Source organism: Pseudomonas sp. GL_135, assembly GCF_057834665.1.
This window is the reverse complement of the sequence record NZ_CM174408.1, coordinates 1,297,107-1,320,982: the sequence shown is the minus strand read 5'-3', so window position 1 is coordinate 1,320,982 and position 23,876 is coordinate 1,297,107. Positions and strand designations below refer to the sequence as shown.

Sequence of the window (23,876 nt, the reverse complement as noted above, 5' to 3'; positions counted from 1 at the left end):
CACCCCATTGAAAGGAGAGCCCGCTCAAGCGTGGGCGTCATTGCCAATGCTCTATCGCCGTTTTGAACAGCTGATCGATATTTTCCGCGAAGCCCCTTCCGCCGCCCCGCCCAACACCGTCACATCGTTCTACCTGTATTACCTGCGTCAGGTGTGGCCCAGCTTTGCTGCGCTGCTGGTGGTCGGACTGATCGGCGCGCTGATCGAAGTCTCGCTGTTCAGCTATTTGAGTCGCATCATCGACCTGGCCCAGGGCACGCCCAACCCGAATTTCTTCCAGGAACATGCGTTCGAGCTGACGTGGATGGTCATCGTCGCGCTGGTGCTGCGGCCGATCTTCGTTGCGCTGCACGACTTACTGGTGCATCAGACCATCAGCCCCGGCATGACCAGCATGATCAACTGGCAGAACCACAGTTACGTGCTCAAGCAGAGCCTGAATTTCTTCCAGAACGACTTCGCTGGTCGCATCGCCCAACGCATTGTCCAGACCGGCAACGCGCTGCGCGACTCGGCGGTGCAGTCAGTGGACGCGTTGTGGCACGTGCTGATCTATTCGATCAGCGCGCTGGTGCTGTTCGCCGAGGCCGACTGGCGCCTGATGATCCCGCTGCTGAGCTGGATCATCGCGTTCATCCTTGCCCTCCGGTACTTCGTGCCGCGGGTTAAAGCGCGCTCGGTGATCTCCTCCGATGCGCGTTCCAAACTGATGGGCCGCATCGTCGATGGCTACACCAACATCGCCACGCTCAAGCTCTTCGCCCACACCAATTCGGAGCAGCAGTACGCCCGCGAGGCCATCAGCGAACAAACCGAGAAGACCCAGCTCGCCGGCCGCGTGATCACCGAAATGGACTCCGTGATCACCACGCTCAACGGCATTCTGATTGTCACCACCACGGGCCTGGCGTTGTGGCTGTGGACCCAGTCGCTGATTTCCGTGGGTGCGATCGCGCTGGCGACCGGTCTGGCGATTCGGATCGTCAACATGTCCGGCTGGATCATGTGGGTGGTCAACGGCATCTTCGAAAACATCGGCATGGTGCAGGACGGTCTGCAGAGCATCGCGCAACCGGTAGGCATCACCGACCGGGACGCTGCACCGAAGCTGGCCGTCAGCCGTGGTGAAGTGAAATTTGAGAACCTCAACTTCCAGTACGGCAAGGGCAAAGGCGTGATTCATGGCCTGAACCTGGACATCAAGCCGGGCGAGAAAATCGGGTTGATCGGGCCGTCGGGCGCGGGTAAATCGACTTTGGTTAACCTCCTCCTACGCCTGTATGACGTACAAGGCGGGCGGATCCTGATCGACGATCAGGACATTTCCCACGTCGCTCAGGAAAGCCTGCGCTCACACATTGGCATGATCACCCAGGACACGTCGCTGTTGCACCGCTCGATCCGCGACAACCTGCTGTATGGCAAACCCGATGCGACCGACGCCGAGCTGTGGGAAGCCATGCGCAAGGCCCGCGCCGACGAGTTCATCCCGCTGCTCACGGACTCTGAAGGCCGCACCGGGCTGGATGCCCATGTGGGCGAGCGCGGCGTGAAGCTGTCCGGTGGTCAGCGTCAGCGCATCGCCATCACCCGCGTGCTGCTCAAGGACGCGCCGATCCTGATCATGGACGAAGCGACGTCCGCGCTGGATTCGGAAGTGGAAGCGGCGATTCAGGAGAGTCTGGAAACGCTGATGCAGGGCAAGACGGTGATCGCTATTGCTCACCGGTTGTCGACCATCGCGCGGATGGACCGCCTGATCGTGCTGGAAAACGGCGTGATCGCTGAAAGCGGAACCCATGGCGAGCTATTGGCCCACAAAGGTTTGTATGCGCGGCTGTGGGCGCATCAGACGGGCGGGTTTGTCGGGGTGGATTGACCCTTGAAGAGATAGGCCCACGGCGAATGTCCCGGGAGGTTCCGGTGCCGCCTTCGTGAGCAAGCTCACTCCTACAAGGGCTGAGCTTGCCACGAGACATCGGTGTCAGGGCGAAGCCAACAAAGCTGCTCTCGCTTGATCGGACCCAAACAGATCGAGCTACACCTGCCGATAGGGCAACGCCCCGCGGGCCTCGTCGGCGTACGCCAGAATCCCCGCCCGTTCCTGAGTCAGGAAATCCGCCACCGCCTCTCTCAACCCCGGATGCGCCAGGTAATGCCACGAGTGGGTGATCACCGGCTCGAAGCCGCGGATCAACTTGTGCTCACCTTGGGCGCCCGCGTCGAAGCGCTTGAAGCCGTGGGCGATCGCGTAATCCATGCCCTGATAGAAACAGGTCTCGAAGTGCAGCCGATCGAACTCGGCCAGACAGCCCCAGTAGCGTCCGTAAAAACTGTCCCCGCCAATCAGGCTGAACGCCATCGCCACCGGCCGCGAACCTTGCCGTGCCAGCACCACGCGAATTGCGTCGGGCATGCGCTCTGCCACAAGGCTGAAGAATTCCCGCGTGAGGTACGGCGTTTGCCCACGTACTTCGTAGGTATTGGAATAACAGGCGTAAACAAAATCCCAATGCGCCTCGCTCAGCTCGTGCCCTTCGAGCCAGTCGAAGTCAAAGCCCTGCCCCGCCACTTGCTCCCGCTCCTTGCGCATCTGCTTGCGCTTGCGTGAGCTCAAGGCATCGAGAAAGTCCTGAAAATCCCGATAGCCGCGATTCTGCCAGTGATACTGGCAGCCAATGCGTTGCAGCCAGCCTGGTTGTTCGGCGAGCAAGGCGTCGGCAACCGGATCGGTGAAGTTGACGTGAACGCTGGACAGCTCCTCGCCCTGGGCATAGCCCGGCAGGCAGGCGAGCAGTTCGCGGCCGTCTTCGGGTGTCTTCGCCAGCAGCCGAGGCCCGCTTACCGGGCTGAACGGCACTGCTACCAGCAGCTTGGGGTAATAGGCCAGCCCGGCGCGACGACAGGCGTCCGCCCAGGCGTGATCGAAGACGTATTCGCCGTAAGAGTGCCACTTGCGGTACGCCGGCAGCGCAGCGATCAGCTGCTCGCCCTCGTAATGCAGCAAGTGCTCGGCCCGCCAGCCGGAACGCGGTCCGAGGCTGCCGCTGTCTTCCAGCGAACTGAGAAACGCATGGCGCAGAAACGGTGAATCGCCCGGTATCAGGGCGTCCCACTGTTCAGGCGCCAGGTCCGACAGTTTATCCAAACGGTGTAACGACATCTCGCCACTCCTGGTCCAGTCCGGTGGTCGCTAACGTTTGCGCAGTATCACTTATTAACAGGGCCTGCACGTGAATTTACTCGATCCGCCGCTCTAGCCCGCGGCTTCGACAAAATTTTCACATGTCATCGACATGACATCACTTCGCCACCGTTTCGTCATAAACGCTGGCAATACTGGCGCCTGTTTTTAGAGCCAGAGGTTCTAAGACTTCCGATTTTTTCCCGCCCGCCTTTGGTCGGTTGATCCCTGGATGATTCGGTCATCCCTTCTCGATTACGGAGATTGATATGCGTCTTGCTTCCACGAAAACTGCGGCAGCCCTGTGTGGTGGTGTGCTGCTGGCCATGAGCGTTCCGGCCAGCGCCGCAGTCGACGCGAAACTGCTCGACATGCTCAAGGCCAACGGCTCGATTTCACCTGCCCAGTACGCCGAACTGCAAACCGAGCTGACCAAAGACCAACTGGCTCAGCAACAGGCCCAGAAAGCGACGTCCGACCAGATCGCCGCCGCCACCGCTGCCAAGTCCTCCGAACTGTCTGCCTTCGAGCAGAAAGTGGCATGGGCGGCGAAGACTCAATTCAAGGGCGACGTTCGCGTTCGGCAAGAGACGGTCAAGATCGACGACCAGAACAACAGCCAGGACAAAAACCGTCAGCGTATCCGTGTGCGCCTCGGTGCCTACAGCGAGATCAACCCGCAGGTCAGCACCGGTATCCGCATCGCCACCGGTGGCGACAACAAGGCCAACTCGACAAACGTTGATCAGAACGACTACTTCACCAAGAAAGACCTGTGGCTGGATCAGGGCTTCATCGATTACCACCCGACCAACATCAAGAACCTGCACGTCATCGGCGGCAAAATGGCTCAGCCATGGGTCAGCGAAGGCGACGTGATCTGGGACAACGACATCAACCCTGAAGGTCTGGCCGCGACTTACAGCCTGCCGATCAACAAAGCGTTCGAGCTGTTCGGCAGCGCCGGTACCTACACCCTCAAAGACAACATCAGCGGCGAAGGTACGCAGTTCAAGAACGACCTGCGCCTGAACGCTGCCCAGTTGGGCACGCGTGTCGCGATCACCGACAACGTGAAAATGACGGTCGGCGGTTCGGTCTACAACTACGAGAACTCCAATGACTGTAATCCGGCTGCTGCCAGCACCAGCACGACGTTCTGTGGCCTGAGCATCAACGGCAACAACACCACTGACTTCCGTCTGTACGAAGGCTTCGGTCAACTGGACCTGACCGGCTTTGCAGTACCGGTTGGCCTGTACGGTCAATACGTAGTCAACAGCGCCACCAACAGCGACGAAGACACCGCCTGGCTGGCCGGTGTGAAAACCAAGGTGTTCGGTTTCGGTCTGGACTACAACTACCGCGATACACAGCGTAACGCTGTGGTGGGTGCCTTCACTGACTCCGACTTCGCCAACGGCACCACTGGTTCGCGCGGTCACAAGCTGGCGATTTCCTACGACATCGACAAGAACTTCGCCGTCGGTGCAACGTACTTCCTGACCAAAGCGGACTTCGCGACCTCTGCTCTGCCGCGTGATCAGGATGCGAATACGCTGCAACTGGACGTGCTGGCGAAGTTTTAAGGAAGGCAGCTATAAGCTGCAAGTTACAAGCTGAAAGCTTCAAGCGGCGTGCTGCTGCCGCTTGAAGTCGCTGGACCTCATGCCCGCCGTTGCCCTGTCGGATCCCCCTCATCCGTTCCGACAGAGCAGCGCCGGGCTTTTTTCGTTGGCGCTACACAGTCACGTGTACGAGCGTTATTTCTTGCGCAAAATCACGCTACCAATCGAATAGCCCGCGCCGAACGAGCTGAGCACGCCCAGCGCGCCGCTTGGCAAGTCGTCCTGGTGTTCGTGAAAGGCGATCACCGAGCCGGCGGAGCTGGTGTTGGCGTATCGGTCGAGGATCACCGGGGCTTCTTCCACGGTGGCGTCGCGGCCCAGCAGTTTCTTCACGATCAGGTGGTTCATGCTCAGGTTGGCCTGATGCAGCCAGAAGCGTTGCACGTCGCCGACGTTCAGCTGGTTCTCGTCCAGGTGTGCAGCCACCAGCTCGGCGACCATCGGGCAGACGTCGCGGAACACCTTGCGGCCTTCCTGCACGAACAGCTTGTCCGCCTTGCCTTCGCCCTCTTCCGCCGCGCGGTTGAGGAAGCCGAAGTTGTTGCGGATGTTATTGGAGAACGTCGTCAGCAGCTTGGTGCCGACGATGTCGAACTGGTGCGGCGAGGTTGCCAGATCAGCACGCTCAACCACCACCGCCGTGGCCGCATCGCCGAAGATGAAGTGGCTGTCACGGTCGCGGAAATTGAGGTGAGCCGTGCAGATTTCAGGGCTGATGACCAACAGCGCGCGGGCCTGGCCCAGCTTGACGCTGTTGCACGCCGTCTGAATGCCGAACGTGGCCGATGAGCACGCCACGTTCATGTCAAAGCCGAAGCCCTGAACGCCCAGCGCCGCCTGGATTTCGATGGAGATCGCCGGGTAAGCACGTTGCAGGTTTGAGCAGGCGACGATCACGCCGTCGATGTCGGCCGCGGTCTTGCCGGCACGCTGGAGGGCCTGTTTGGCCGCGGCAACGCCCATCTCGCAGAGAATCGACCATTCGTCATTCGAGCGCTCGGGCAGGCGAGGCTTCATGCGCTGGGGGTCGAGAATGCCGTCCTTGTCCATCACGTAACGGCTTTTGATGCCGCTGGCTTTCTCGATGAACGCCGCGCTGGATTCCGTCAGTGCCTGAATCTCGCCCGCGTCGATCGCGGCGGCATTTTCGGCGTTGAACTGGGCAACGTAGGTATTGAAAGACTGCACCAGCTCATCGTTGGAAATACTGTTGGCGGGGGTGAAAAGCCCGGTGCCACTGATCACGACTTCGTACACGGTCGTTCCTCTCGAGATAAAAGCAGCTCATTGACGGCAGCAGCTGAACAGCCAGCACAAGCAGGGCGTCGGTGGTTCTGGGACGAAAGTCCCAATGCAACGAGGCAGTAACCCGCTTGGCGGACGACGGATGTTTATGACGCTATGAAGTTTAGCCGCGAAGTTTGCCATAACGGCCGCCATTTCGCGCTATCGGGTAATGTAATCGGGACTGCGGGCCGAGGGGATCACCCCTCGACCTGGGTCCACTGCTTGTTCAGGCGTTTGTCCGAGATCGGCACTTTGGTGCCCAGTTGCTGGGCAAACAGCGACACGCGGTATTCCTCCAGCCACCAGCGATACACCACCAGCTCCGGGTCGCGCTTGCCTTCCTGGGCATGTTTGTCGGCGCGGGTCTGGTACTGCGCCCAGAGATTGCCCAGTTCGATGCTCCAGACCCGGTCCTTCTGCGCCTGGCTGCCGAGTTTCTCGAGGCGCATTTCGATGGCCTTGAGGTAACGCGGCAGTTCCTTGAGCCACACCGCCGGCGTCTCGCGGACGAAACCGGGATAAACCAGCTTGCTCAGCTGGCCCTTGATGTCGTTCAGCGCCACGGCCTGGGCCAGATCGATCTTGCCCTTGAAGCGCTTTTGCAGGCCGTGCCAGAGCTTGAGGATTTCCAGCGTCAGCTTCGCCAGCCGCTCGGCATGCTCGGTCAGACCGCCACGCTTGCGCTCGGCCAAAGACAGCAAGCCGGCACCGTCTCGCGGCAACGTCGCTTCACCCTCAAGGATGCAGCTGTCGAGGCTCGCCAGCAGAATGTCTTCGATCAGCCCATCGACCCGACCCAGATCGCGATACAGCAAAGCCAACTCGGTCTGGCCCGGCAGCTTGCTGCGCAGGAACTTGGTTGGCTCGGCCAGTTGCTGTAACAACAGCCGTTGCAGGGCTCGACGGTGCTGGTATTCGGCCTCGGCCTGGGTCGAGAAACGCCCTTCCTTGACCGTACCTCCCTCTTCCACCAGCGCCGGATACACCGTCATCGACAGCCCAGCGATCTTCTGCTGAGTCTTCTCGGCCACTGCGGCAAAGCCCTTGGCCTCGACCGGCTGCTGGCCTTTCGCCGATTGCGGCACCGCCAACGCGGCTTGTCCAGCTTCGGCGAAACGGGCGGTCAGCTCATCCAGCTCACGGCCCTCACCGAGGAACTTGCCGTTGGCATCGACCACTTCAAGGTTCATTTTCAGGTGGCTTTCTACCTGCTGCGCCGCCTCGGCCCAGGCTTCGTCAGTCACCCGCACGCCGGTCATGCGCAACAACTCGCGGCCCAGTGCCTGAGGCAGCGAGCCTTCGGCGAAGACCATGCGCTGCAACGCGGCTTTGACGAAGTCCGGCACCGGCACGAAATTCTTACGCAGCGCCTTGGGCAGATTGCGCACCAGCGCCACGCACTTGGTCTCCAGCAGCCCCGGCACCAGCCACTCCAGGCGCTCGGCGGGCAACGACAGCAACAGCGGCGCCGGCACCCGAAGGGTCACGCCGTCGCGCGGGTGGTTCGGTTCGAAGTGATAGGTCAGCGACAACGTCAGTTCGCCCAGGCGCAAAGTGTCCGGGTATTGGTTGGCCGTGACCTCGCTGGCTTCCCGGGCGAGCACATCTTCCTCGCGCATGATCAGCAGCTGGGGGTTTTTCTGGCTTTCCATCCGGTACCACGCGTCGAACGTCGCGGTCTGGTGGATCTCCGCCGGCAAGCGTTCGTCGTAATAGCGGTACAGGGTTTCTTCGTCGGCCAGAATGTCGCGCCGACGCGCCTTCGCTTCCAGTTCGTCGAGCTGTTCCAGCAACCTGGCGTTGGCGGCGAGGCATTTGGCCCGGGACTGGATTTCGCCGCGCACCAGCCCTTCGCGAATGAAGAACTCGCGGGACACCACTGGATCGATCGGCCCGAAATGCACCGGCCGACGGCCAACGACGATGAGGCCGAACAGGGTGATCTGCTCGAAGGCGACGACCTGGCCGCGCTTCTTTTCCCAATGGGGCTCGAAGTGGTTTTTCTTGATCAGGTGGCCGGCGAGGGGTTCGATCCAGTCCGGTTCGATCTTCGCCACCATGCGCGCATACAGCTTGGTGGTTTCCACCAACTCAGCGGCCATGATCCACTGCGGGCGCTTGCGACCCAGTCCCGACGACGGATGCACCCAGAACCGCCGCTGACGCGCGCCCAGGTAGTCGCCATCTTCAGTCTTCTGACCGATCTGGCTGAGCAGGCCCGAGAGCACCGCCTTGTGGAATTTAGGGAAATCGGCCGGCTCTTTGTTGACCGTCAGTTGAAGGTCGCGACAGATCAAACTCAATTGGCGATGGGAGTCACGCCATTCACGCAGGCGCAGGTAATTGAGGAAGTTGCGCCGGCACCAGTTGCGCAGCGGACTGGCGGTCAGGGCCTGGCGCTGTTCTTCGAAACCACGCCACAGATTGACCAGCCCGGCGAAGTCGGAGTCCTGATCTTTCCACTGGGCGTGGGCTTGATCGGCGGCCTGCTGACGCTCCGGCGGACGTTCGCGGGGGTCCTGAATCGACATCGCGCTGGCGACGATCAGCACTTCCTGCAAGCTGCCCTGCTTCGCCGCTTCCAGCAACATGCGGCCCATGCGCGGGTCCACCGGCAAGCGCGCCAATTGACGGCCCATCGGCGTCAGGTTGTTCTCGCGGTCGACCGCCGACAGCTCTTGCAACAGGTTGAAACCGTCGCTGATTGCCTTGCCGTCCGGCGGCTCGATGAACGGGAAATCGGTGATCTGGCCCAGTCGCAGGTGGAGCATCTGCAGGATGACCGCCGCGAGGTTGGTGCGCAGAATTTCCGGATCGGTGAATTCAGGCCGCGAGAGAAAATCCTCTTCGCTGTACAGGCGCACGCACAGGCCCGGCTCGACTCGGCCGCAACGGCCCTTGCGCTGGTTGGCGCTGGCCTGGGAGATCGCTTCGATGGGCAGGCGCTGCACTTTGGCGCGGTAGCTGTAGCGGCTGATGCGTGCGGTGCCGGTGTCGATGACGTAGCGGATGCCCGGCACGGTCAGCGAGGTCTCCGCGACGTTGGTCGCCAGCACCACGCGACGGCCCGGGTGGGACTGGAAGATTCGTTGCTGTTCGGCCGGCGACAAACGCGCGTACAGCGGCAGGATTTCGGTGTGTCTGAGTTGCGCCTTGCGCAGCATTTCAGCGGCGTCGCGAATCTCTCGCTCGCCGGGCAGAAACACCAGCACATCGCCGGGGGATTTGCGCTCGCTGCGTTCGAAGGCGGCCAGCTCGTCCAGCGCGGCGAGAATCGCCTGATCGACCGTCAGGTCTTCCTCGACGCTGTTACCTTCTTCGTCCTGCTGAGCGGTCATCGGCCGGTACCAGGTCTCCACCGGGAAAGTCCGGCCCGAGACTTCGATGACCGGCGCTTTGTCGAAATGCTCGGAGAAGCGCTCAAGGTCGATAGTCGCCGAGGTGATGATGACCTTCAGATCCGGACGACGGGGCAGCAGGGTTTTCAGGTAACCGAGCAGGAAGTCGATGTTAAGGCTGCGTTCGTGGGCTTCGTCGACGATGATCGTGTCGTAGCGCTCAAGAAAGCGGTCGTGCTGGGTTTCGGCGAGCAGGATGCCGTCGGTCATCAGCTTGATCAGTGTGTTTTCGTCGCTCTGATCTTCGAAGCGCACCTGATAACCCACCAGTCCGCCCAGAGGCGTGCCGACTTCCTCGGCGACCCGACTGCCTACGCTGCGTGCTGCAATACGACGTGGCTGGGTGTGGCCGATCAGGCCGTGCTGACCGCGACCGATTTCCAGACAGATTTTTGGCAGCTGCGTGGTTTTGCCCGAGCCGGTTTCGCCGGCGATGATCAAGACCTGATGTTCAAGAATCGCTTTCTTGATCTCGTCACGCTTGGCGGCGATCGGCAGGTTTTCGTCGTAGCGCATGGCGGGCACGCTTTGCGCGCGACTGACTACACGGGCACACGATGCCTGCACGCGCTCGACCCACTGCGCCAGCTTCGTCTCGTCCGGTTTCTTGCGCAGCTCATGCAATTGCCGGCGCAAGCGATGACGATCGCTGATCATCGCGTGGTCGAGGTTTTTGAAGAGTTGGTCGATGGAGGTCGAATCGTCGGTCATCAGGGCGCGGAATCTTTCTATCTGAATGCAGGGCGCGGATTGTCGCAGATTTGGTGGGGCGGATGCAGGTCTATGGCGCAAAGGCATTCACGGGCAGGGTGTGAGTCCTCGCGAGCAATGTGGAGCGCCACCCCGGTCGCTGCCACGAGGTCGGTGACGGCCTCCACATGGAGGGTGTATGCCAAAAAATTAATGGCGGTCATGCGGGCCTCTTCCCGGCTAAAGCCAGTCCTACAGGGGGTGCGCAGTAGGTCTGTGGGACCGGCTTTAGCCGGGAAGCTTGTGATCTGCTTTTGATCTTCAACGCAAAAGGCTCAAACACCACAAATCGCGACTTGGGTGCAGGCTGAACGCAGGTCTCGCGCAGTGGGCCGAGCCGCATGGATGCGGCGAGAGCGCCGTCAGGACATGGATGTCCGTTCGGCGCGGGCCCACGGAGCGAGACCGGAGTGAAGGAACCCCGACGAAGTCGGGGCCAAACCGAGAGCAAGCACCTTTGGTTACTTGGGGTGCTTTTCCAAGTAACTCGCCGAAGGCGAAACCCGAGGCCGTTAGGCCGACCACGGTGCCGGGATCTGTGGGTGTAACGGCTGACTTACGCGGGTTTTTTCAGCGCCAGCTTTTTCAGCTCTTCGTCACGCAGTTCGCGGCGCAGGATCTTGCCGACGTTGGTGGTCGGCAGGGCGTCGCGGAATTCCACGCTGCGCGGCACTTTATAAGCGGTGACGTTGGCGCGCATGTGCTCCATGACCTGATCCTTGCTCAGGGTCGTGCCGGGTTTGCACACCACGAACAGTTTAATCGCCTCGCCGGATTTCTCGTCCGGAATGCCGATGGCCGCGCACTGCAGCACGCCCGGCAAAGTTGCCAGCACGTCTTCCAGTTCGTTCGGGTACACGTTGAAGCCGGAGACCAGAATCATGTCTTTCTTGCGATCAACAATGCGCATGTAGCCATCCGGCTGGATGATCGCGATGTCGCCGGTCTTCAACCAACCGTCGGCATCCAGCATGTCGTCGGTGGCGGCCTGGTTCTGCCAGTAGCCCTTCATCACCTGCGGGCCCTTGATGCACAGCTCGCCCACTTCGCCCAACGGCAGCTCTTCGCCAGCGTCGTTGATGGTCTTGCACAGCGTCGAGGGCACGGGAATGCCGATGGTGCCCATCTGGATCTTCTGGAACGGGTTCACCGACGCCACCGGGCTGGTTTCTGTCATGCCGTAACCTTCGCAGATCGAGCAGCCGGTCACTTCTTTCCAGCGCTCGGCGGCAGCGGTTTGCAGGGCCATGCCGCCTGACAGGGTGAGCTTCAGTGAAGAGAAATCCAGGTGGCGGAAGTCGGCGTTGTTGCACAGCGCGACGAACAGCGTGTTGAGCCCGACAAAACCGGAAAACTTCCACTTCGACAACTCTTTCACCATCGCCGACAGATCACGCGGGTTGCTGATCAGCACGTTGTGGTTGCCGCTCAGCATCATCGCCATGCAGTGAAAGGTGAAAGCATAGATGTGATACAGCGGCAACGGCGTGATCAGCACCTCGGTGCCTTCATTAAGGTTGGCCGCCATCAGCGCCCGACACTGCAGCATGTTGGCAATCAGGTTGCGGTGGGTCAGCATCGCCCCTTTGGCCACGCCCGTGGTGCCACCGGTGTATTGCAGCACCGCGACATCGTCGCCGTTCGGCGAAACATCCTGCACCCGCTGACCGCGACCCTTGGCCAGCACGTCGTTGAATTTGATCGCCTTGGGCAGGTGAAACGGCGGGACCATCTTCTTCACGTACTTGATGACGCTGTTGACCAGCAGGCGCTTGAGCGGCGGCAGCAGGTCGGCGACTTCGGTGACGATGATGTGCTTGACGCCGGTCTTGGGCACGACCTTTTCGGCCAGGTGCGCCATGTTCGCCAGGCAGACCAGCGCCTTGGCGCCGGAGTCGTTGAATTGATGTTCCATCTCCCGCGCGGTGTACAGCGGGTTGGTGTTGACCACGATGAGCCCGGCACGAATGGCGCCGAACACCGCGACCGGGTACTGCAGCACGTTGGGCAGCTGCACGGCGATGCGGTCGCCGGGTTGCAGGTCGGTGTGCTGTTGCAGATACGCAGCGAATGCACCGGACAGCGCGTACATTTCGCCGTAGGTGAGGGTCTTGCCCAGGTTGCTGAACGCAGGTTTGTTGGCGAAACGCTCGCAGGACTGTTTCAATACGGCCTGTACGTTCGGATACTGATCCGGATCGATATCGGCGGCGATACCTGTCGGATACTTATCCTTCCAGAAGTTTTCGAACATAAAAGCCGACTCCTCAGCGACAGCGTTTCTACACACCGCTTGGTGCGATGATTTCTTGTGTTTGGAATTGTGTAGTCACTGCTTTTTGTTGGCCGATGGCACAAAAAGCGGGGCGAGCGTATCAGCTTTGCCAAAGGCCGCCTAGAGCCAAAAGCGGGCTCTCCAGTCACATCGATGACTCTTGAATAGGCCACGGTCACGTTTAGAGCAATGAACCTAAATGTCGGAAATGCCTTACGTCGATGTTCATTTACGCGTTCCGATTCAATCGAGCCGCAAATCACCAGGCAAAAAAAACGGCGTGATGGACACGCCGTTTTTCCGGGGTTGGAAGCTGATGAGCAATCGCCGAACGATCAGGCGATATCCCGCAGCTCCCGCCGCAGGATTTTTCCTACCGGCGTCATCGGCAAGGACTCACGCAGCACAATGAGCTTGGGAATCTTGTAGCCGGTGAAGTTCTCCTTGCAGTATGCCTTCAACTCCTCGCTGGTCAGCGTTGCATCCCTCGGCACCACGAACAGCTTCACAGCTTCGCCCGAACGGTCGTCGGGAACGCCGATCACCGCACAGTTCGCCACTTTCGGATGCCGTGAAACCACGTCCTCGATCTCGTTCGGGTAGACATTGAAGCCCGAGACGATGATCAAATCTTTCTTGCGATCGACAATGCGAATGAACCCGTCCGGGTCGATCACCGCGACGTCGCCGGTTTTCAGCCAGCCTTCGCGGTCCAGCACTTCGGCGGTGGCCTCCGGTTTGTTCCAGTAACCGAGCATGATCTGCGGCCCCTTGAGGCACAGCTCGCCGCGCTCACCCACGGGCAATTCGACCCCGTCGTCACTGATGACCTTTGCTGTGGTGCCTGGCACCGGCATGCCCACCGTGCCCAGCCTGGACTGATTGCCATAGGGGTTGGCGGTGGCGACGGGAGAGGTTTCGGTCAGGCCATAGCCTTCGACGATCGGGCAGCCAGTCAGCTCCAGCCAGCGTTCGGCCGTGGCTTTGACCAGCGCGGTGCCGCCGGAGTTGGTCAGACGCAGGGTGGAGAAATCCAGGTGCTTGAATTCGGGATGGTCCATGAGGGCCACGAACAGCGTGTTGAGGCCGAGCATCGCGGAGAACTTCCACTTCTTCAGCTCCTTGATGAAGCCGCCAATGTCCCGCGGGTTGGTAATCAGCACGTTGTGATTGCCGCTGACCATCATGCACATGCAATTACAGGTGAACGCATAGATGTGATAAAGCGGCAGCGGCGCCACCATGATTTCGCTGCCCTGCTTGAAGATCGGCTGCCCGTCCGGCCCGTGCTGCAGCATGCAGGCATAGACCTGCTGCATGTTGGCGACCAGATTGCCGTGGGTCAGCATCGCGCCTTTCGGCGAACCGGTGGTGCCACCGGTGTATTGCAGAACGGCGACATCATCCAGGGCCAGCGGCACGGGTTGCAGACGATCACCCTTGCCGAGTTTGAGCACACGTTTGAACGCAATCGCCTGGGGCAAGTGGTACGCGGGCACCAGCTTCTTGAGCTTTTCTACCGCTGTGTTGATCAGCCAGCCTTTGGCCGCCGACTGCATGTCGCCCATCTTTACTTCAATGAGGTATTCAATGTCAGTGTCCGGCAGCACTTCCTGCACGTTCTTGCCGAAGACGTTGAGGTAGACCAGTGCGCGCGCGCCGGAATCCTTGAACTGATGGCGCATTTCCCGGGCGGTGTACAGCGGGTTGGTGTTGACGACGATGAGGCCGGCGCGCATGGCACCGAACACGGCGATGGGGTACTGGATCAGGTTGGGCATCTGCACGGCGATACGGTCGCCGGGGTTGAGGTCGGTCTGCTGTTGCAGGTAACCGGCGAACGCTGCTGAATGGCGGTCAAGCTCTGCGTAGCTCAGGGTGACGCCCATGTTGCTGTAAGCCGGCCGATCGGCGTATTGGCGGCAACTGCGCTCAAAGACCTCGACCACCGATGTGTACGCCTGAAGGTCCACCTCAGAAAGAACGCCAGCGGGGCGCTTGTCGTTCCAGAAGTCAGGTTGCATGTTGTTTTTATCCTCTTACCTGAGTGTGCTGGCCCCGTGGTATTTAAACGGGCGTTTGCCGGACGTTAGCAGCTATGGCATAGAAGGCAAATAGTCGTCGGCACGTCATCACCGGTGTGAATCTTGCCGGTAACCAGCCTGCCATCCGCCTACCGCTATACACTCAAGCGAAGCGCTCGCCACTGCGTTTTTTGAGACAACTTTTTACAGGGGCCAGGGAACCGCGATGGAACACGAAGCTTTTTGGCTGGACGCTCAAGATCACAGTCGCCTCTATGTGCATGCCTGGAGGCCGATGGGCAATGCCCGAGCGGTGATCCTGCTTTCCCATGGAATGGCTGAGCACGGCGGGCGCTATGACAGACTGGGCATGGCATTGATGCGGGCAGGTTTCGCCCTGTATGGCGCCGATCAGCGTGGCCACGGCCATTCCGCTTCCTATGGCACCCAGGGCCATTACGCCGATCAGGATGGCTGGAACAAAGTGGTCGGCGATCTTGCCACCCTCAAAGCGTCGGTTGCGGTGCGCCATCCGGGGGTGCCGGTGTTCCTGCTCGGTCACAGCATGGGCAGTTACATCGCCCAGGGGTATTTGCTGCACCACAGCGCCAGTTTGCAGGGCGCGATCCTCAGCGGCTCGAATTACCACCCCGTCACTTTTTATCGCTCGGCGGCGCTGGTCGCCCGCATTGAACGCTGGCGGCAAGGGCCGACAGGGCGCAGCGCGTTGATCGAGCACCTGTCGTTCGGCGCGTTCAACAAACGCTTCAAACCTGCCCGCACCTGCTACGACTGGCTCAACCGTGATCCGGCCGAGGTCGATGCCTACAGCAACGACCCGCTGTGCGGCTTTCGTTGCACCAATCAGTTGTGGATGGACTTGCTCGGCGGCCTGCAACAGATCAGCAAGCGTTCGAACCTGGCGCAGATCGATCCCGGGCTGCCAATCCTGATTATCGGTGGCGAATGTGATCCGGTGAGTGATGGCAAGCGTCTCACGCATCTGGCCGACGCTTTGAGCGGCACCGACCACCCGTTTGTTACGCTGAAAGTCTATCCGCAGGCGCGCCACGAGATTCTCATCGAGACCAATCGTGAAGAAGTCACCCGGGACCTGCTCGCCTGGCTGGAACAGGCGCTGAAGCAGCCAAGGCCGCGCCGCAGCGAATGACGTCAGTGAATCACCTTTCCTAACTGTCACAGGACACCCCATGACCCAAGTCACCAACACGCCGTACGAAGCCCTCGAAGTCGGCCAGACCGCCAGCTACAGCAAAACCGTCGAAGAGCGTCACATCCAGCTGTTCGCCGAGATGTCAGGCGACCGCAACCCGGTGCACCTGGACGCCGAGTTCGCGGCCAAGAGCATGTTCAAGGATCGTATCGCCCACGGCATGTTCAGCGGCGCGTTGATCAGCGCGGCGGTGGCTTGCGAACTGCCTGGTCCGGGCACGATTTACCTGGGCCAGCAGATGACCTTTCAGAAGCCGGTGAAGATCGGCGACACCTTGACCGTACGCCTGGAAATCCTCGAGAAACTGCCGAAGTTCCGCGTACGCATCGCCACCCGCGTCTTCAATCAGAACGATGAGCTGGTGGTGGATGGCGAGGCCGAAATCCTCGCGCCACGCAAGCTGCAGACCGTGACCCTGGCCGAGCTGCCGCCCATCACCGTGGGTTGAGCCGGCTCTCAGCAAACATGACCCCACCGCACATGAGCAAACAGCACGCAAAAAAAAGGGCAACCGAAGTTGCCCAAAATGCCTTGCGTGCTCTTTTATAGAAAACTCAGCGTCTGCCGCGCCGGGGTGAGTCTCTCCAGATAACCAGTCCGACGCTTGAATAAATCACCATCGTCAGCCCCACCGTCATGACGCCGGCTATCACTGCGTGGTCGAGAAACATGCGCGTGCCCTCTGCCTAAACCTTTGATGGGCGCAGAGTAACCAGTGGGGTGACGGGAGGGATTGACTCAGGTCAATGCCGGCGTGGATAAGCAGCCGGCAGACGGGGGATGAACGAAAGGCGGGGGTCAACGTTTTTTCGGTTTGCTCTTGGCTTTCTTCTTGCCCTTGCCCAGCGGCATGGCCTGCTCGAACGCGCTTCGCACTTCGTTCAGGCGTTTGTCATTGAGGTCGTGAACACGCTTGGCGCGTTCGGCGCTCAGGTCTACCAGTTTTTCGTCATTGCTCATGGCGTATCGCTCGTGGATGCCCGTTGCCGCCAATAATGCGCAATCGAAGCGGCGCTGACCAGCGCCTCAGACTTTCAGGTCGACCCACAAACCCTGGCGCGGCTCGTCGTCGATGATCGGCACCACCGGCACGGTGTCGTCGGCATTGAGGAAGTCCCCGGGGATGGCCGGGCCCTCTTCGAGATCGGGATGGCGGTCAACCACGCGCCGGTCGCTGCGGCGGCGTTGATGGCGGCGTTGTTCTTTGCGCAGCAGCACTTCGGCCTGCTCGCGGTCACGTTCGCCCATGTCGATGTTGGTTTCGCTCGAACTCTTTTGAATCGGCGTTACCGGCGGGATGTCCGGGTTGGGTTTGACCGGGTCCAGCTGCGAAGTCACGGGGGCCGCGCTCAGTGGGATCAGCGGTGGCAGCATGGTAATGGTCTCCTGTTATCAAGCTGTCGGCTGACGGTTCGTCGACTTGAGCCGATTCAAGCGCGAGTTTCGACTATGTTTTTCCCAGCAAGTGCCCGCCTCAGGCGCGCGACCCACTCTATCCGGGCGTTTTTACAATGTGGCTTTGGCCTGGGCGCCTTGTTCCGTTAACATAGTCGGCTTTTTCAAGGCGGGAGTCAGGCAGCATGTCGCAGCAGTATCAACCGGGGCAACGCTGGATTAGCGACAGCGAAGCCGAGCTGGGTTTGGGCACCGTTCTGGCTCAGGACGGCCGCTTGTTGACCGTGCTCTATCCGGCCACTGGCGACACGCGCCAGTATGCTTTGCGCAATGCGCCGCTGACGCGAGTGCGCTTCTCGCCGGGTGACACCATCACCCACTTCGAAAACTGGAAGATGACCGTCCGCGAAGTCGACGACGTCGACGGCCTGCTGGTCTATCACGGCCTCAACGCGCAGAACCAGCCGGTGACGCTGCCGGAAACCCAGCTGTCGAACTTCATTCAGTTCCGCCTGGCCACCGACCGCCTGTTCGCCGGGCAGATCGATCCCCTGCCGTGGTTCTCCCTGCGTTATCACACCCTCGAACACACCAGCCGCCAGCTGCAATCCTCGCTGTGGGGCCTGGGCGGTGTGCGCGCGCAACCGATCGCGCACCAGTTGCACATCGCTCGCGAAGTCGCTGACCGTATAGCGCCGCGCGTATTGCTGGCGGACGAAGTGGGGCTGGGTAAAACCATCGAAGCCGGTCTGGTCATCCACCGCCAGTTGCTGTCGGGCCGCGCCAACCGTGTGCTGATCCTGGTGCCGGAAAACCTGCAGCACCAGTGGCTGGTGGAAATGCGCCGCCGCTTCAACCTGCAGGTCGCGCTGTTCGACGCGGAACGCTTCATCGAAAGCGATGCCAGCAACCCGTTCGAAGACACGCAACTGGCGCTGGTGTCGCTGGAATGGCTGGTTGAGGACGAGAAGGCCCAGGACGCATTGTTCGCGGCGGGCTGGGACCTGCTGGTGGTCGACGAGGCCCACCACCTGGTCTGGCACGAAGAAAAGGCCAGCCGTGAATACTCGCTGGTCGAGCAACTGGCCGAGGTCATTCCCGGCGTGCTGCTGCTGACCGCAACGCCCGAGCAGCTCGGCCAGGACAGCCACTTCGCCCGTCTGCGCCTGCTGGACCCGAACCGTTTTCATGACCTGCACGCCTTCCGCGCCGAGAGCGAAAACTATCGCCCGGTGGCCGAAGCCGTTCAGGAACTTCTGGACAAGGGCACGCTGTCGCCCAAGGCCAACGAGACCATCCGTGGTTTCCTCGGCGCCGAAGCCGAGGCACTGCTGACCGCGGTGGCCGCCGGCGACGCCGAAGCCAGTGCCCGCCTGATCCGTGAGCTGCTTGACCGTCACGGCACCGGCCGCGTGCTGTTCCGCAACACCCGCGCCGCCGTGCAAGGGTTCCCGGAGCGCAAACTGCACCCGTATCCCCTGCCCTGCCCGGCCGAATACCTGGAGCTGCCGATTGGCGAACACGCCGACCTGTACCCGGAAGTCAGCTTCCAGGCCAACGGCGAGAGCACTGAAGAAGAACGCTGGTGGCGTTTCGATCCGCGCGTTGACTGGCTGATCGACACCCTGAAAATGCTCAAGCGCGTGAAGGTGCTGGTCATCTGCGCCCACGCCGAAACCGCGATGGACCTGGAAGACGCCCTGCGCGTACGTTCCGGCATCCCGGCGACAGTCTTCCACGAAGGCATGAACATCCTTGAGCGTGACCGCGCGGCGGCATATTTCGCCGACGAAGAGTTCGGCGCCCAGGTGCTGATCTGCTCGGAAATCGGCAGTGAAGGCCGCAACTTCCAGTTTTCCCATCACTTGGTGCTGTTCGACCTGCCTGCGCACCCGGACCTGCTGGAGCAGCGTATCGGCCGTCTGGACCGGATCGGCCAGAAGCACATCATCGAGCTGCACGTACCGTATCTGGAAACCAGCCCGCAAGAGCGGCTGTTCCAGTGGTATCACGAAGCGCTCAACGCATTCCTCAACACCTGCCCGACCGGCAACGCGCTGCAACATACGTTCGGTCCGCGCCTGTTGCCGCAGCTGGATGGCGGTGACGAGGATGACTGGCAGGCCCTGGTGACCGAGGCCCGCACTGAGCGCGAACGTCTGGAGAGCGAACTGCACACCGGCCGCGACCGTCTGCTGGAGCTCAATTCCGGCGGTGCGGGCGAAGGCGAGGCGTTGGTGGAAGCCATCCTTGAGCAGGACGACCAGTTCACCCTGCCGATCTACATGGAAACCCTGTTCGACGCGTTCGGCATCGACAGTGAAGACCACTCGGAGAACGCGCTGATCCTGCGGCCGAGCGAGAAGATGCTCGACGCCAGCTTCCCGCTGGGCGACGACGAAGGCGTGACCATCACCTACGACCGTAATCAGGCGCTGGCCCGCGAGGACATGCAGTTCATTACCTGGGAACACCCGATGGTGCAGGGCGGCATGGATCTGGTGCTGTCCGGCTCGATGGGCAACACCGCCGTGGCGCTGATCAAAAACAAGGCGCTGAAGCCCGGCACCGTGTTGCTGGAATTGCTCTACGTCAGTGAAGTGGTCGCGCCGCGTTCACTGCAACTGGGCCGCTACCTGCCCCCGGCCGCATTGCGCTGCCTGCTGGATGGCAACGGCAACGACCTGTCGGGCCGCGTGTCCTTCACCACCCTGAACGATCAGCTGGAAAGCGTGCCCCGGGCCAGCGCCAACAAGTTCATTCAGGCCCAGCGCGACGTGCTCAACCCGCAGATCAACGCTGCTGAAAGCAAGATCGCACCGAAGCACGCTGAACGTGTCGCGGAAGCACAGCGACGTCTGGCGGCGGACACTGAAGAAGAACTGGCGCGTCTTACCGCGTTGCAAGCAGTCAACCCGACGGTCCGCGACAGCGAACTGGTTGCGTTGCGCGAACAACGTGAACAAGGCCTGGCGATGCTGGAAAAAGCTGCGCTGCGCCTCGAAGCCATTCGGGTGCTGGTGGCGGGGTAAGTGCAGTAACGCTCCTTGGGGTGGTAAAAGACCCTGAGTCGGCCGCTGTCCCGTGGGAGCGAGCTTGCTCGCGAAGACCTACTTTCAGTCACTCAAGAAAATGGCTGAACGTTCCGACCCCTTCGTGAGCAAGCTCACTCCCACATGTTCTGCGGCGTGACTTAGATCTCGAGTCCACCGCTAGACTGTGGGAGTCATTAGAGGATCACGCCACCGACGGTTTCACCCACTGCCCCACCGGCTCATCCGCCACCATTCCCTCGCGCATCCGCTGCGCATCGGCGCTGAAACACGTCGACGCCTTCACCAGAAACACCAGCGCGAAAAACAGCGCCACCGGTATCAGGTACATCGCATCGTGCAGCCCCACCGCCTTGAACGGTTCGGTCATCTGTTCGACCTGCGCGGTGTACATCGCCGAGTGAGCGAAATGGTCCGACAGCAGCCCCACCACCACGGGCCCCAGCCCGCCGCCCAGCAGATACAGACCGGCAAAGAACAACGCCATGGCCGTGGCGCGGAGCCGGGGCTGCACCACGTCCTGAATGGCGGTGTAGACACAGGTGTAGAAGTTGTAGGAAAACAGCCAGCCCAGGCTGAATACACCGACGAACACGCCGATCTCGATACGCCCGGCGTGCAGCGCGTAACCGGTACACAGTGTTGCGACCACCATGCTCAGAGCGGCAAACATCAGGCGGCCGTTGCTCCAGCGTTGATGCAGCTTGTCCGCCACCCAGCCGCCGAGGGTCAGTCCTACGAGCCCGGTCACGCCGACGATAAGGCCGGTGGCCATCGCGGCTTCCTGCAAAGGCAGCAGAAAGTAGCGCTGCAGCATCGGCACCATGAACGAGTTGCACGCGTAGGTGGCGAAGTTGAACGCCAGACCGGCGAGCACCAGCCAGCGGAACGTAGGAATCGACAGCACGCGGCGGATCGGCCGGTCGATTTTCTCCTGGGAAATGGCCACGCTTTCAGCGGCGCCCCGGACTGGCTCGCGGATGAAGAACATGAACACCGCCAGCACCAGCCCCGGCACCGCAGCGATGAAGAACGGCGCGCGCCAGCTGCCGAACGCCTGCACCATCGCGCCGATGGTGAAGAACGCCAGCAGCAGCCCCAGGGGCAATCCCAGCATAAAGATGCCCATGGCCCGGGCGCGGCGGTGGGCGGGGAACAGGTCGCCGATCAACGAGTTGGCCGCTGGCGCATAGCTGGCCTCACCAATGCCCACGCCCATGCGCACCAGCAAAAACCCCCAAAAACTGCCGACCAGGCCATTCACCGCCGTCAGCCCACTCCATACCGCCAGGCCCCAACCCATCAATTTGCGCCGCGAGCCGTTGTCAGCCATGCGCCCCAGCGGAAGACCGGCCACGGCGTACACCAGCGTGAAGGCGGTGCCGATGATGCCGAGCTGAAAATCGCTCAGCGACCATTCCTTGCGGATGGGTTCAATGATGATCGCGGGGATCGTGCGGTCGAAGAAATTGAACAGGTTGGCCAGAAACAGCAGAAACAGAACGCGCCAAGCGTTCCTTGCCTGAATAGAGTGGTCCATGGGGCGATCTCTTTCTTGTTATAGGAGGCTGTCCCGGCTGACGCTCCGGTTTGCCTGAAATCTAGTCACCCCATGGCACTCTGTCTGTGAACATTCGCCCCGCTGATACCGGCCCATGTAAGGCATGCCTCAGTCCGACCGTGACTCTCACGTGAAGCGCGCGGTCAGTGAGATATTCCGCTACCGGCAACACACTGGCAGTTACCGCCCTACCCACTTTGCCATCACTTGACGCACCAATTTTGAGCAGCGGACTGCATCACGCCCTTTCATGGATCAACACCCAGGGTGCGACGACGACGGCCCACAGCGGCGGATCGCGCTCGAAAAGATCCAGAGCCTTTGATTCAGAGACCTTGCCGACGTCCCCGCTCTTGAGCCACGCCGCCACCTGCGCCTCGCGGTTCTCGGCAAATGCCTCTGCCACGGCGATCAAATCCAGCGTCGGCTCGACCCACAACAGGGCACCCTTCGCAAAGAATGGTTGCAATTCTTTCCAGGTAATCGAAGCGGTTTCGCCAAGCAGCTTGGCATAGAGGGTGCTAGGTTCTTGCGTCATGGGTTTTCACCGTATTGGAAATCGGCGCAATGATAGCGCCGCCTTTCATACCGACAAACCCGGATTCAAGTGATTGATTGCAGGGAAGTTCGCGCTAGCCGTCCGGTTGCTCGTCCGAGAAGACGAAACCAGCCGCCTGATTGTGTATCTTTCTGTCGATTAAGCGACATCCACAGGTTTTGGCCCCCGCAGCCAGCTATTCAAGCGCTCGACCGGCGCTCTAAACTGTTCCGGTACAGTTGCTGGGGTGCGGCCTGGAGATTCAATCCGGTCCTGCAGCTTTGGCCGTCAGGATTATAAAAACGACAACGCAAGAGTGGAGCATCATGACTAAGGGTATTAATCAGATTTCCAAGCTGTTTGCCGCACTGGTTCTGGCGGGGGTTGCCAGTCACTCGTTTGCAGCTGACACCATCAAGATCGGCATCGCCGGCCCTAAAACCGGTGCAGTGGCCCAGTACGGCGACATGCAGTTCAGTGGCGCCAAGATGGCCATCGACCAGATCAACGCCAAAGGCGGCGTTGATGGCAAGAAGCTTGAAGCGGTTGATTACGATGATGCCTGTGACCCGAAACAAGCGGTCGCCATCGCCAACAAAGTGGTTAACGACGGCGTCAAGTTCGTGGTTGGCCACCTCTGCTCCAGCTCCACTCAGCCTGCTTCGGACATCTACGAAGACGAAGGCATCATCATGGTGACCCCGGCGGCCACCAGCCCGGAAATCACCGCCCGCGGTTACAAAATGATCTTCCGCACCATCGGCCTGGACAGCGCCCAGGGCCCGGCCGCTGGCGACTACATCGCCAAGCAGGTCAAGCCGAAGATCGTTGCGGTCATCCACGACAAACAGCAATACGGTGAAGGCATCGCCACCGCCGTCAAGCAGACCCTGGAAAAAGACGGCGTGAAAGTCGCCCTGTTCGAAGGCATCAATGCCGGCGACAAGGACTTCTCCTCGCTGATCGCCAAGATGAAGCAAGCCAACGTCGACTTCGTCTACTACGGCGGCTACCACCCTGAACTGGGTCTGATTCTGCGTCAGGCACAGGAAAAAGGCCTGAAAGCCGGCTTCATGGGTCCGGAAGGCGTGGGCAACGCGTCCATCTCGCAGATCGCTCAGGATGCATCTGAAGGTCTGCTGGTCACCCTGCCGAAATCCTTCGATCAGGACCCGGCCAACAATGAACTGGTTGCCGCGTTCAAGGCGAAGAAAGAAGACCCAAGCGGTCCGTTCGTGTTCCCGGCCTATGCCGCTGTGGAAGTGATCGCCGACGCCATCAAGACCGCCAAGTCAGAAGACACCACCAAAGTGGCTGCAGCCATTCACGCCGGTACCTTCAAAACCCCTACCGGTGATCTGTCGTTCGACGCCAAGGGTGACTTGAAAGACTTCAAATTCGTCGTTTACACCTGGCACAAAGATGGCACCAAGACTGAAGCCCCTGTGAAATAACGCAGCCTTCATGCTTACCCGAAGCCCACTGCAACCGCAGTGGGCTTTGTTTTAGCTGGGCAGCGAATTTCACAAGAATTCCGATCCCTGAACAT

The 23,876-nt window shown here is 60.8% G+C and carries 16 protein-coding genes; 6 read left to right on the top strand and 10 right to left on the bottom strand.

Annotation, left to right across the window (positions count from 1 at the left end; genetic code table 11):
* Nucleotides 1–46 precede the first annotated feature (46 nt).
* Complete coding sequence (locus tag AC3ISG_RS05950) at nt 47–1,879, top strand: ABC transporter ATP-binding protein (RefSeq protein WP_122536653.1); 1,833 nt, start codon at nt 47–49, stop codon at nt 1,877–1,879.
* Nucleotides 1,880–2,038: 159 nt separating this feature from the next.
* Here the strand turns inward: AC3ISG_RS05950 and AC3ISG_RS05945 are convergent, their stop codons facing one another.
* On the bottom strand, nt 2,039–3,163 hold the full coding sequence (locus AC3ISG_RS05945; protein WP_205486966.1) for a GNAT family N-acetyltransferase: 1,125 nt from the start codon (nt 3,161–3,163) through the stop codon (nt 2,039–2,041).
* A gap of 290 nt (nt 3,164–3,453) precedes the next feature.
* On the opposite strand from AC3ISG_RS05945, the gene AC3ISG_RS05940 reads away from it, so the two are divergent.
* Nucleotides 3,454–4,773: a putative porin gene (locus AC3ISG_RS05940; RefSeq protein ID WP_122536651.1), complete on the top strand. Its 1,320-nt coding sequence runs from the start codon at nt 3,454–3,456 to the stop codon at nt 4,771–4,773.
* Nucleotides 4,774–4,947: 174 nt separating this feature from the next.
* Here the strand turns inward: AC3ISG_RS05940 and AC3ISG_RS05935 are convergent, their stop codons facing one another.
* From AC3ISG_RS05935 to fadD2, 4 genes are all read right to left on the bottom strand, one after another.
* Complete coding sequence (locus tag AC3ISG_RS05935) at nt 4,948–6,069, bottom strand: beta-ketoacyl-ACP synthase III (RefSeq protein WP_489298720.1); 1,122 nt, start codon at nt 6,067–6,069, stop codon at nt 4,948–4,950.
* Nucleotides 6,070–6,296: 227 nt separating this feature from the next.
* Entirely contained in the window at nt 6,297–10,208 is a 3,912-nt protein-coding gene (gene hrpA / locus AC3ISG_RS05930) for an ATP-dependent RNA helicase HrpA (protein WP_489298719.1), read from the bottom strand.
* Nucleotides 10,209–10,803: 595 nt separating this feature from the next.
* Complete coding sequence (fadD1, locus tag AC3ISG_RS05925; RefSeq protein ID WP_489298718.1) at nt 10,804–12,501, bottom strand: long-chain-fatty-acid--CoA ligase FadD1; 1,698 nt, start codon at nt 12,499–12,501, stop codon at nt 10,804–10,806.
* Nucleotides 12,502–12,857: 356 nt separating this feature from the next.
* The gene (fadD2, locus tag AC3ISG_RS05920; protein WP_272630735.1) at nt 12,858–14,546 is read right to left on the bottom strand and encodes a long-chain-fatty-acid--CoA ligase FadD2; all 1,689 of its coding nucleotides are present in this window, start codon (nt 14,544–14,546) and stop codon (nt 12,858–12,860) included.
* A 226-nt stretch (nt 14,547–14,772) separates the two neighbouring features.
* Here fadD2 and AC3ISG_RS05915 point away from each other — a divergent pair, with 226 nt between their 5' ends.
* Together AC3ISG_RS05915 and AC3ISG_RS05910 are read left to right on the top strand one after the other, a co-directional pair.
* Nucleotides 14,773–15,717: an alpha/beta hydrolase gene (locus tag AC3ISG_RS05915; protein WP_122622305.1), complete on the top strand. Its 945-nt coding sequence runs from the start codon at nt 14,773–14,775 to the stop codon at nt 15,715–15,717.
* A gap of 40 nt (nt 15,718–15,757) precedes the next feature.
* Nucleotides 15,758–16,228: a MaoC family dehydratase gene (locus AC3ISG_RS05910; RefSeq protein ID WP_122536645.1), complete on the top strand. Its 471-nt coding sequence runs from the start codon at nt 15,758–15,760 to the stop codon at nt 16,226–16,228.
* A gap of 106 nt (nt 16,229–16,334) precedes the next feature.
* Here the strand turns inward: AC3ISG_RS05910 and ccoM are convergent, their stop codons facing one another.
* The 3 genes from ccoM to AC3ISG_RS05895 form a co-directional block, all read right to left on the bottom strand.
* Complete coding sequence (gene ccoM, locus AC3ISG_RS05905) at nt 16,335–16,451, bottom strand: cytochrome c oxidase subunit CcoM (RefSeq protein ID WP_275900180.1); 117 nt, start codon at nt 16,449–16,451, stop codon at nt 16,335–16,337.
* Between the two features lie 127 nt (nt 16,452–16,578).
* Complete coding sequence (locus tag AC3ISG_RS05900) at nt 16,579–16,740, bottom strand: hypothetical protein (protein ID WP_163021980.1); 162 nt, start codon at nt 16,738–16,740, stop codon at nt 16,579–16,581.
* A 66-nt stretch (nt 16,741–16,806) separates the two neighbouring features.
* Nucleotides 16,807–17,154 carry an aspartate-semialdehyde dehydrogenase gene (locus AC3ISG_RS05895; RefSeq protein ID WP_122536644.1) on the bottom strand — a complete coding sequence of 116 codons (348 nt, stop codon included), beginning with the start codon at nt 17,152–17,154 and terminating at the stop codon, nt 16,807–16,809.
* A 206-nt stretch (nt 17,155–17,360) separates the two neighbouring features.
* On the opposite strand from AC3ISG_RS05895, the gene rapA reads away from it, so the two are divergent.
* The gene (rapA, locus tag AC3ISG_RS05890) at nt 17,361–20,207 is read left to right on the top strand and encodes an RNA polymerase-associated protein RapA (protein WP_122536643.1); all 2,847 of its coding nucleotides are present in this window, start codon (nt 17,361–17,363) and stop codon (nt 20,205–20,207) included.
* 205 nt (nt 20,208–20,412) lie between these two features.
* Here rapA and AC3ISG_RS05885 read toward each other — a convergent pair whose 3' ends face one another.
* Both AC3ISG_RS05885 and AC3ISG_RS05880 read right to left on the bottom strand, forming a co-directional pair.
* Nucleotides 20,413–21,768: a spinster family MFS transporter gene (locus AC3ISG_RS05885; protein ID WP_489298717.1), complete on the bottom strand. Its 1,356-nt coding sequence runs from the start codon at nt 21,766–21,768 to the stop codon at nt 20,413–20,415.
* 259 nt (nt 21,769–22,027) lie between these two features.
* The gene (locus AC3ISG_RS05880; protein ID WP_122622308.1) at nt 22,028–22,327 is read right to left on the bottom strand and encodes a DUF2288 domain-containing protein; all 300 of its coding nucleotides are present in this window, start codon (nt 22,325–22,327) and stop codon (nt 22,028–22,030) included.
* 326 nt (nt 22,328–22,653) lie between these two features.
* Between AC3ISG_RS05880 and AC3ISG_RS05875 the strand changes: the two genes are divergently transcribed.
* Complete coding sequence (locus tag AC3ISG_RS05875; protein WP_489298716.1) at nt 22,654–23,781, top strand: branched-chain amino acid ABC transporter substrate-binding protein; 1,128 nt, start codon at nt 22,654–22,656, stop codon at nt 23,779–23,781.
* Nucleotides 23,782–23,876: the final 95 nt, after the last annotated feature.

What these genes read in the sequence shown, in the direction of transcription:
- ccoM (WP_275900180.1), bottom strand. Translation starts at nt 16,451, where the DNA reads ATGTTTCTCGACCACGCAGTGATAGCCGGCGTCATGACGGTGGGGCTG.
- AC3ISG_RS05880 (WP_122622308.1), bottom strand. Translation starts at nt 22,327, where the DNA reads ATGACGCAAGAACCTAGCACCCTCTATGCCAAGCTGCTTGGCGAAACC.
- AC3ISG_RS05940 (WP_122536651.1), top strand. Translation starts at nt 3,454, where the DNA reads ATGCGTCTTGCTTCCACGAAAACTGCGGCAGCCCTGTGTGGTGGTGTG.
- AC3ISG_RS05895 (WP_122536644.1), bottom strand. Translation starts at nt 17,154, where the DNA reads ATGCTGCCACCGCTGATCCCACTGAGCGCGGCCCCCGTGACTTCGCAG.
- AC3ISG_RS05885 (WP_489298717.1), bottom strand. Translation starts at nt 21,768, where the DNA reads ATGGACCACTCTATTCAGGCAAGGAACGCTTGGCGCGTTCTGTTTCTG.
- fadD1 (WP_489298718.1), bottom strand. Translation starts at nt 12,501, where the DNA reads ATGTTCGAAAACTTCTGGAAGGATAAGTATCCGACAGGTATCGCCGCC.
- fadD2 (WP_272630735.1), bottom strand. Translation starts at nt 14,546, where the DNA reads ATGCAACCTGACTTCTGGAACGACAAGCGCCCCGCTGGCGTTCTTTCT.
- AC3ISG_RS05910 (WP_122536645.1), top strand. Translation starts at nt 15,758, where the DNA reads ATGACCCAAGTCACCAACACGCCGTACGAAGCCCTCGAAGTCGGCCAG.
- rapA (WP_122536643.1), top strand. Translation starts at nt 17,361, where the DNA reads ATGTCGCAGCAGTATCAACCGGGGCAACGCTGGATTAGCGACAGCGAA.
- AC3ISG_RS05875 (WP_489298716.1), top strand. Translation starts at nt 22,654, where the DNA reads ATGACTAAGGGTATTAATCAGATTTCCAAGCTGTTTGCCGCACTGGTT.
- AC3ISG_RS05945 (WP_205486966.1), bottom strand. Translation starts at nt 3,163, where the DNA reads ATGTCGTTACACCGTTTGGATAAACTGTCGGACCTGGCGCCTGAACAG.
- AC3ISG_RS05915 (WP_122622305.1), top strand. Translation starts at nt 14,773, where the DNA reads ATGGAACACGAAGCTTTTTGGCTGGACGCTCAAGATCACAGTCGCCTC.
- AC3ISG_RS05900 (WP_163021980.1), bottom strand. Translation starts at nt 16,740, where the DNA reads ATGAGCAATGACGAAAAACTGGTAGACCTGAGCGCCGAACGCGCCAAG.
- AC3ISG_RS05950 (WP_122536653.1), top strand. Translation starts at nt 47, where the DNA reads ATGCTCTATCGCCGTTTTGAACAGCTGATCGATATTTTCCGCGAAGCC.
- hrpA (WP_489298719.1), bottom strand. Translation starts at nt 10,208, where the DNA reads ATGACCGACGATTCGACCTCCATCGACCAACTCTTCAAAAACCTCGAC.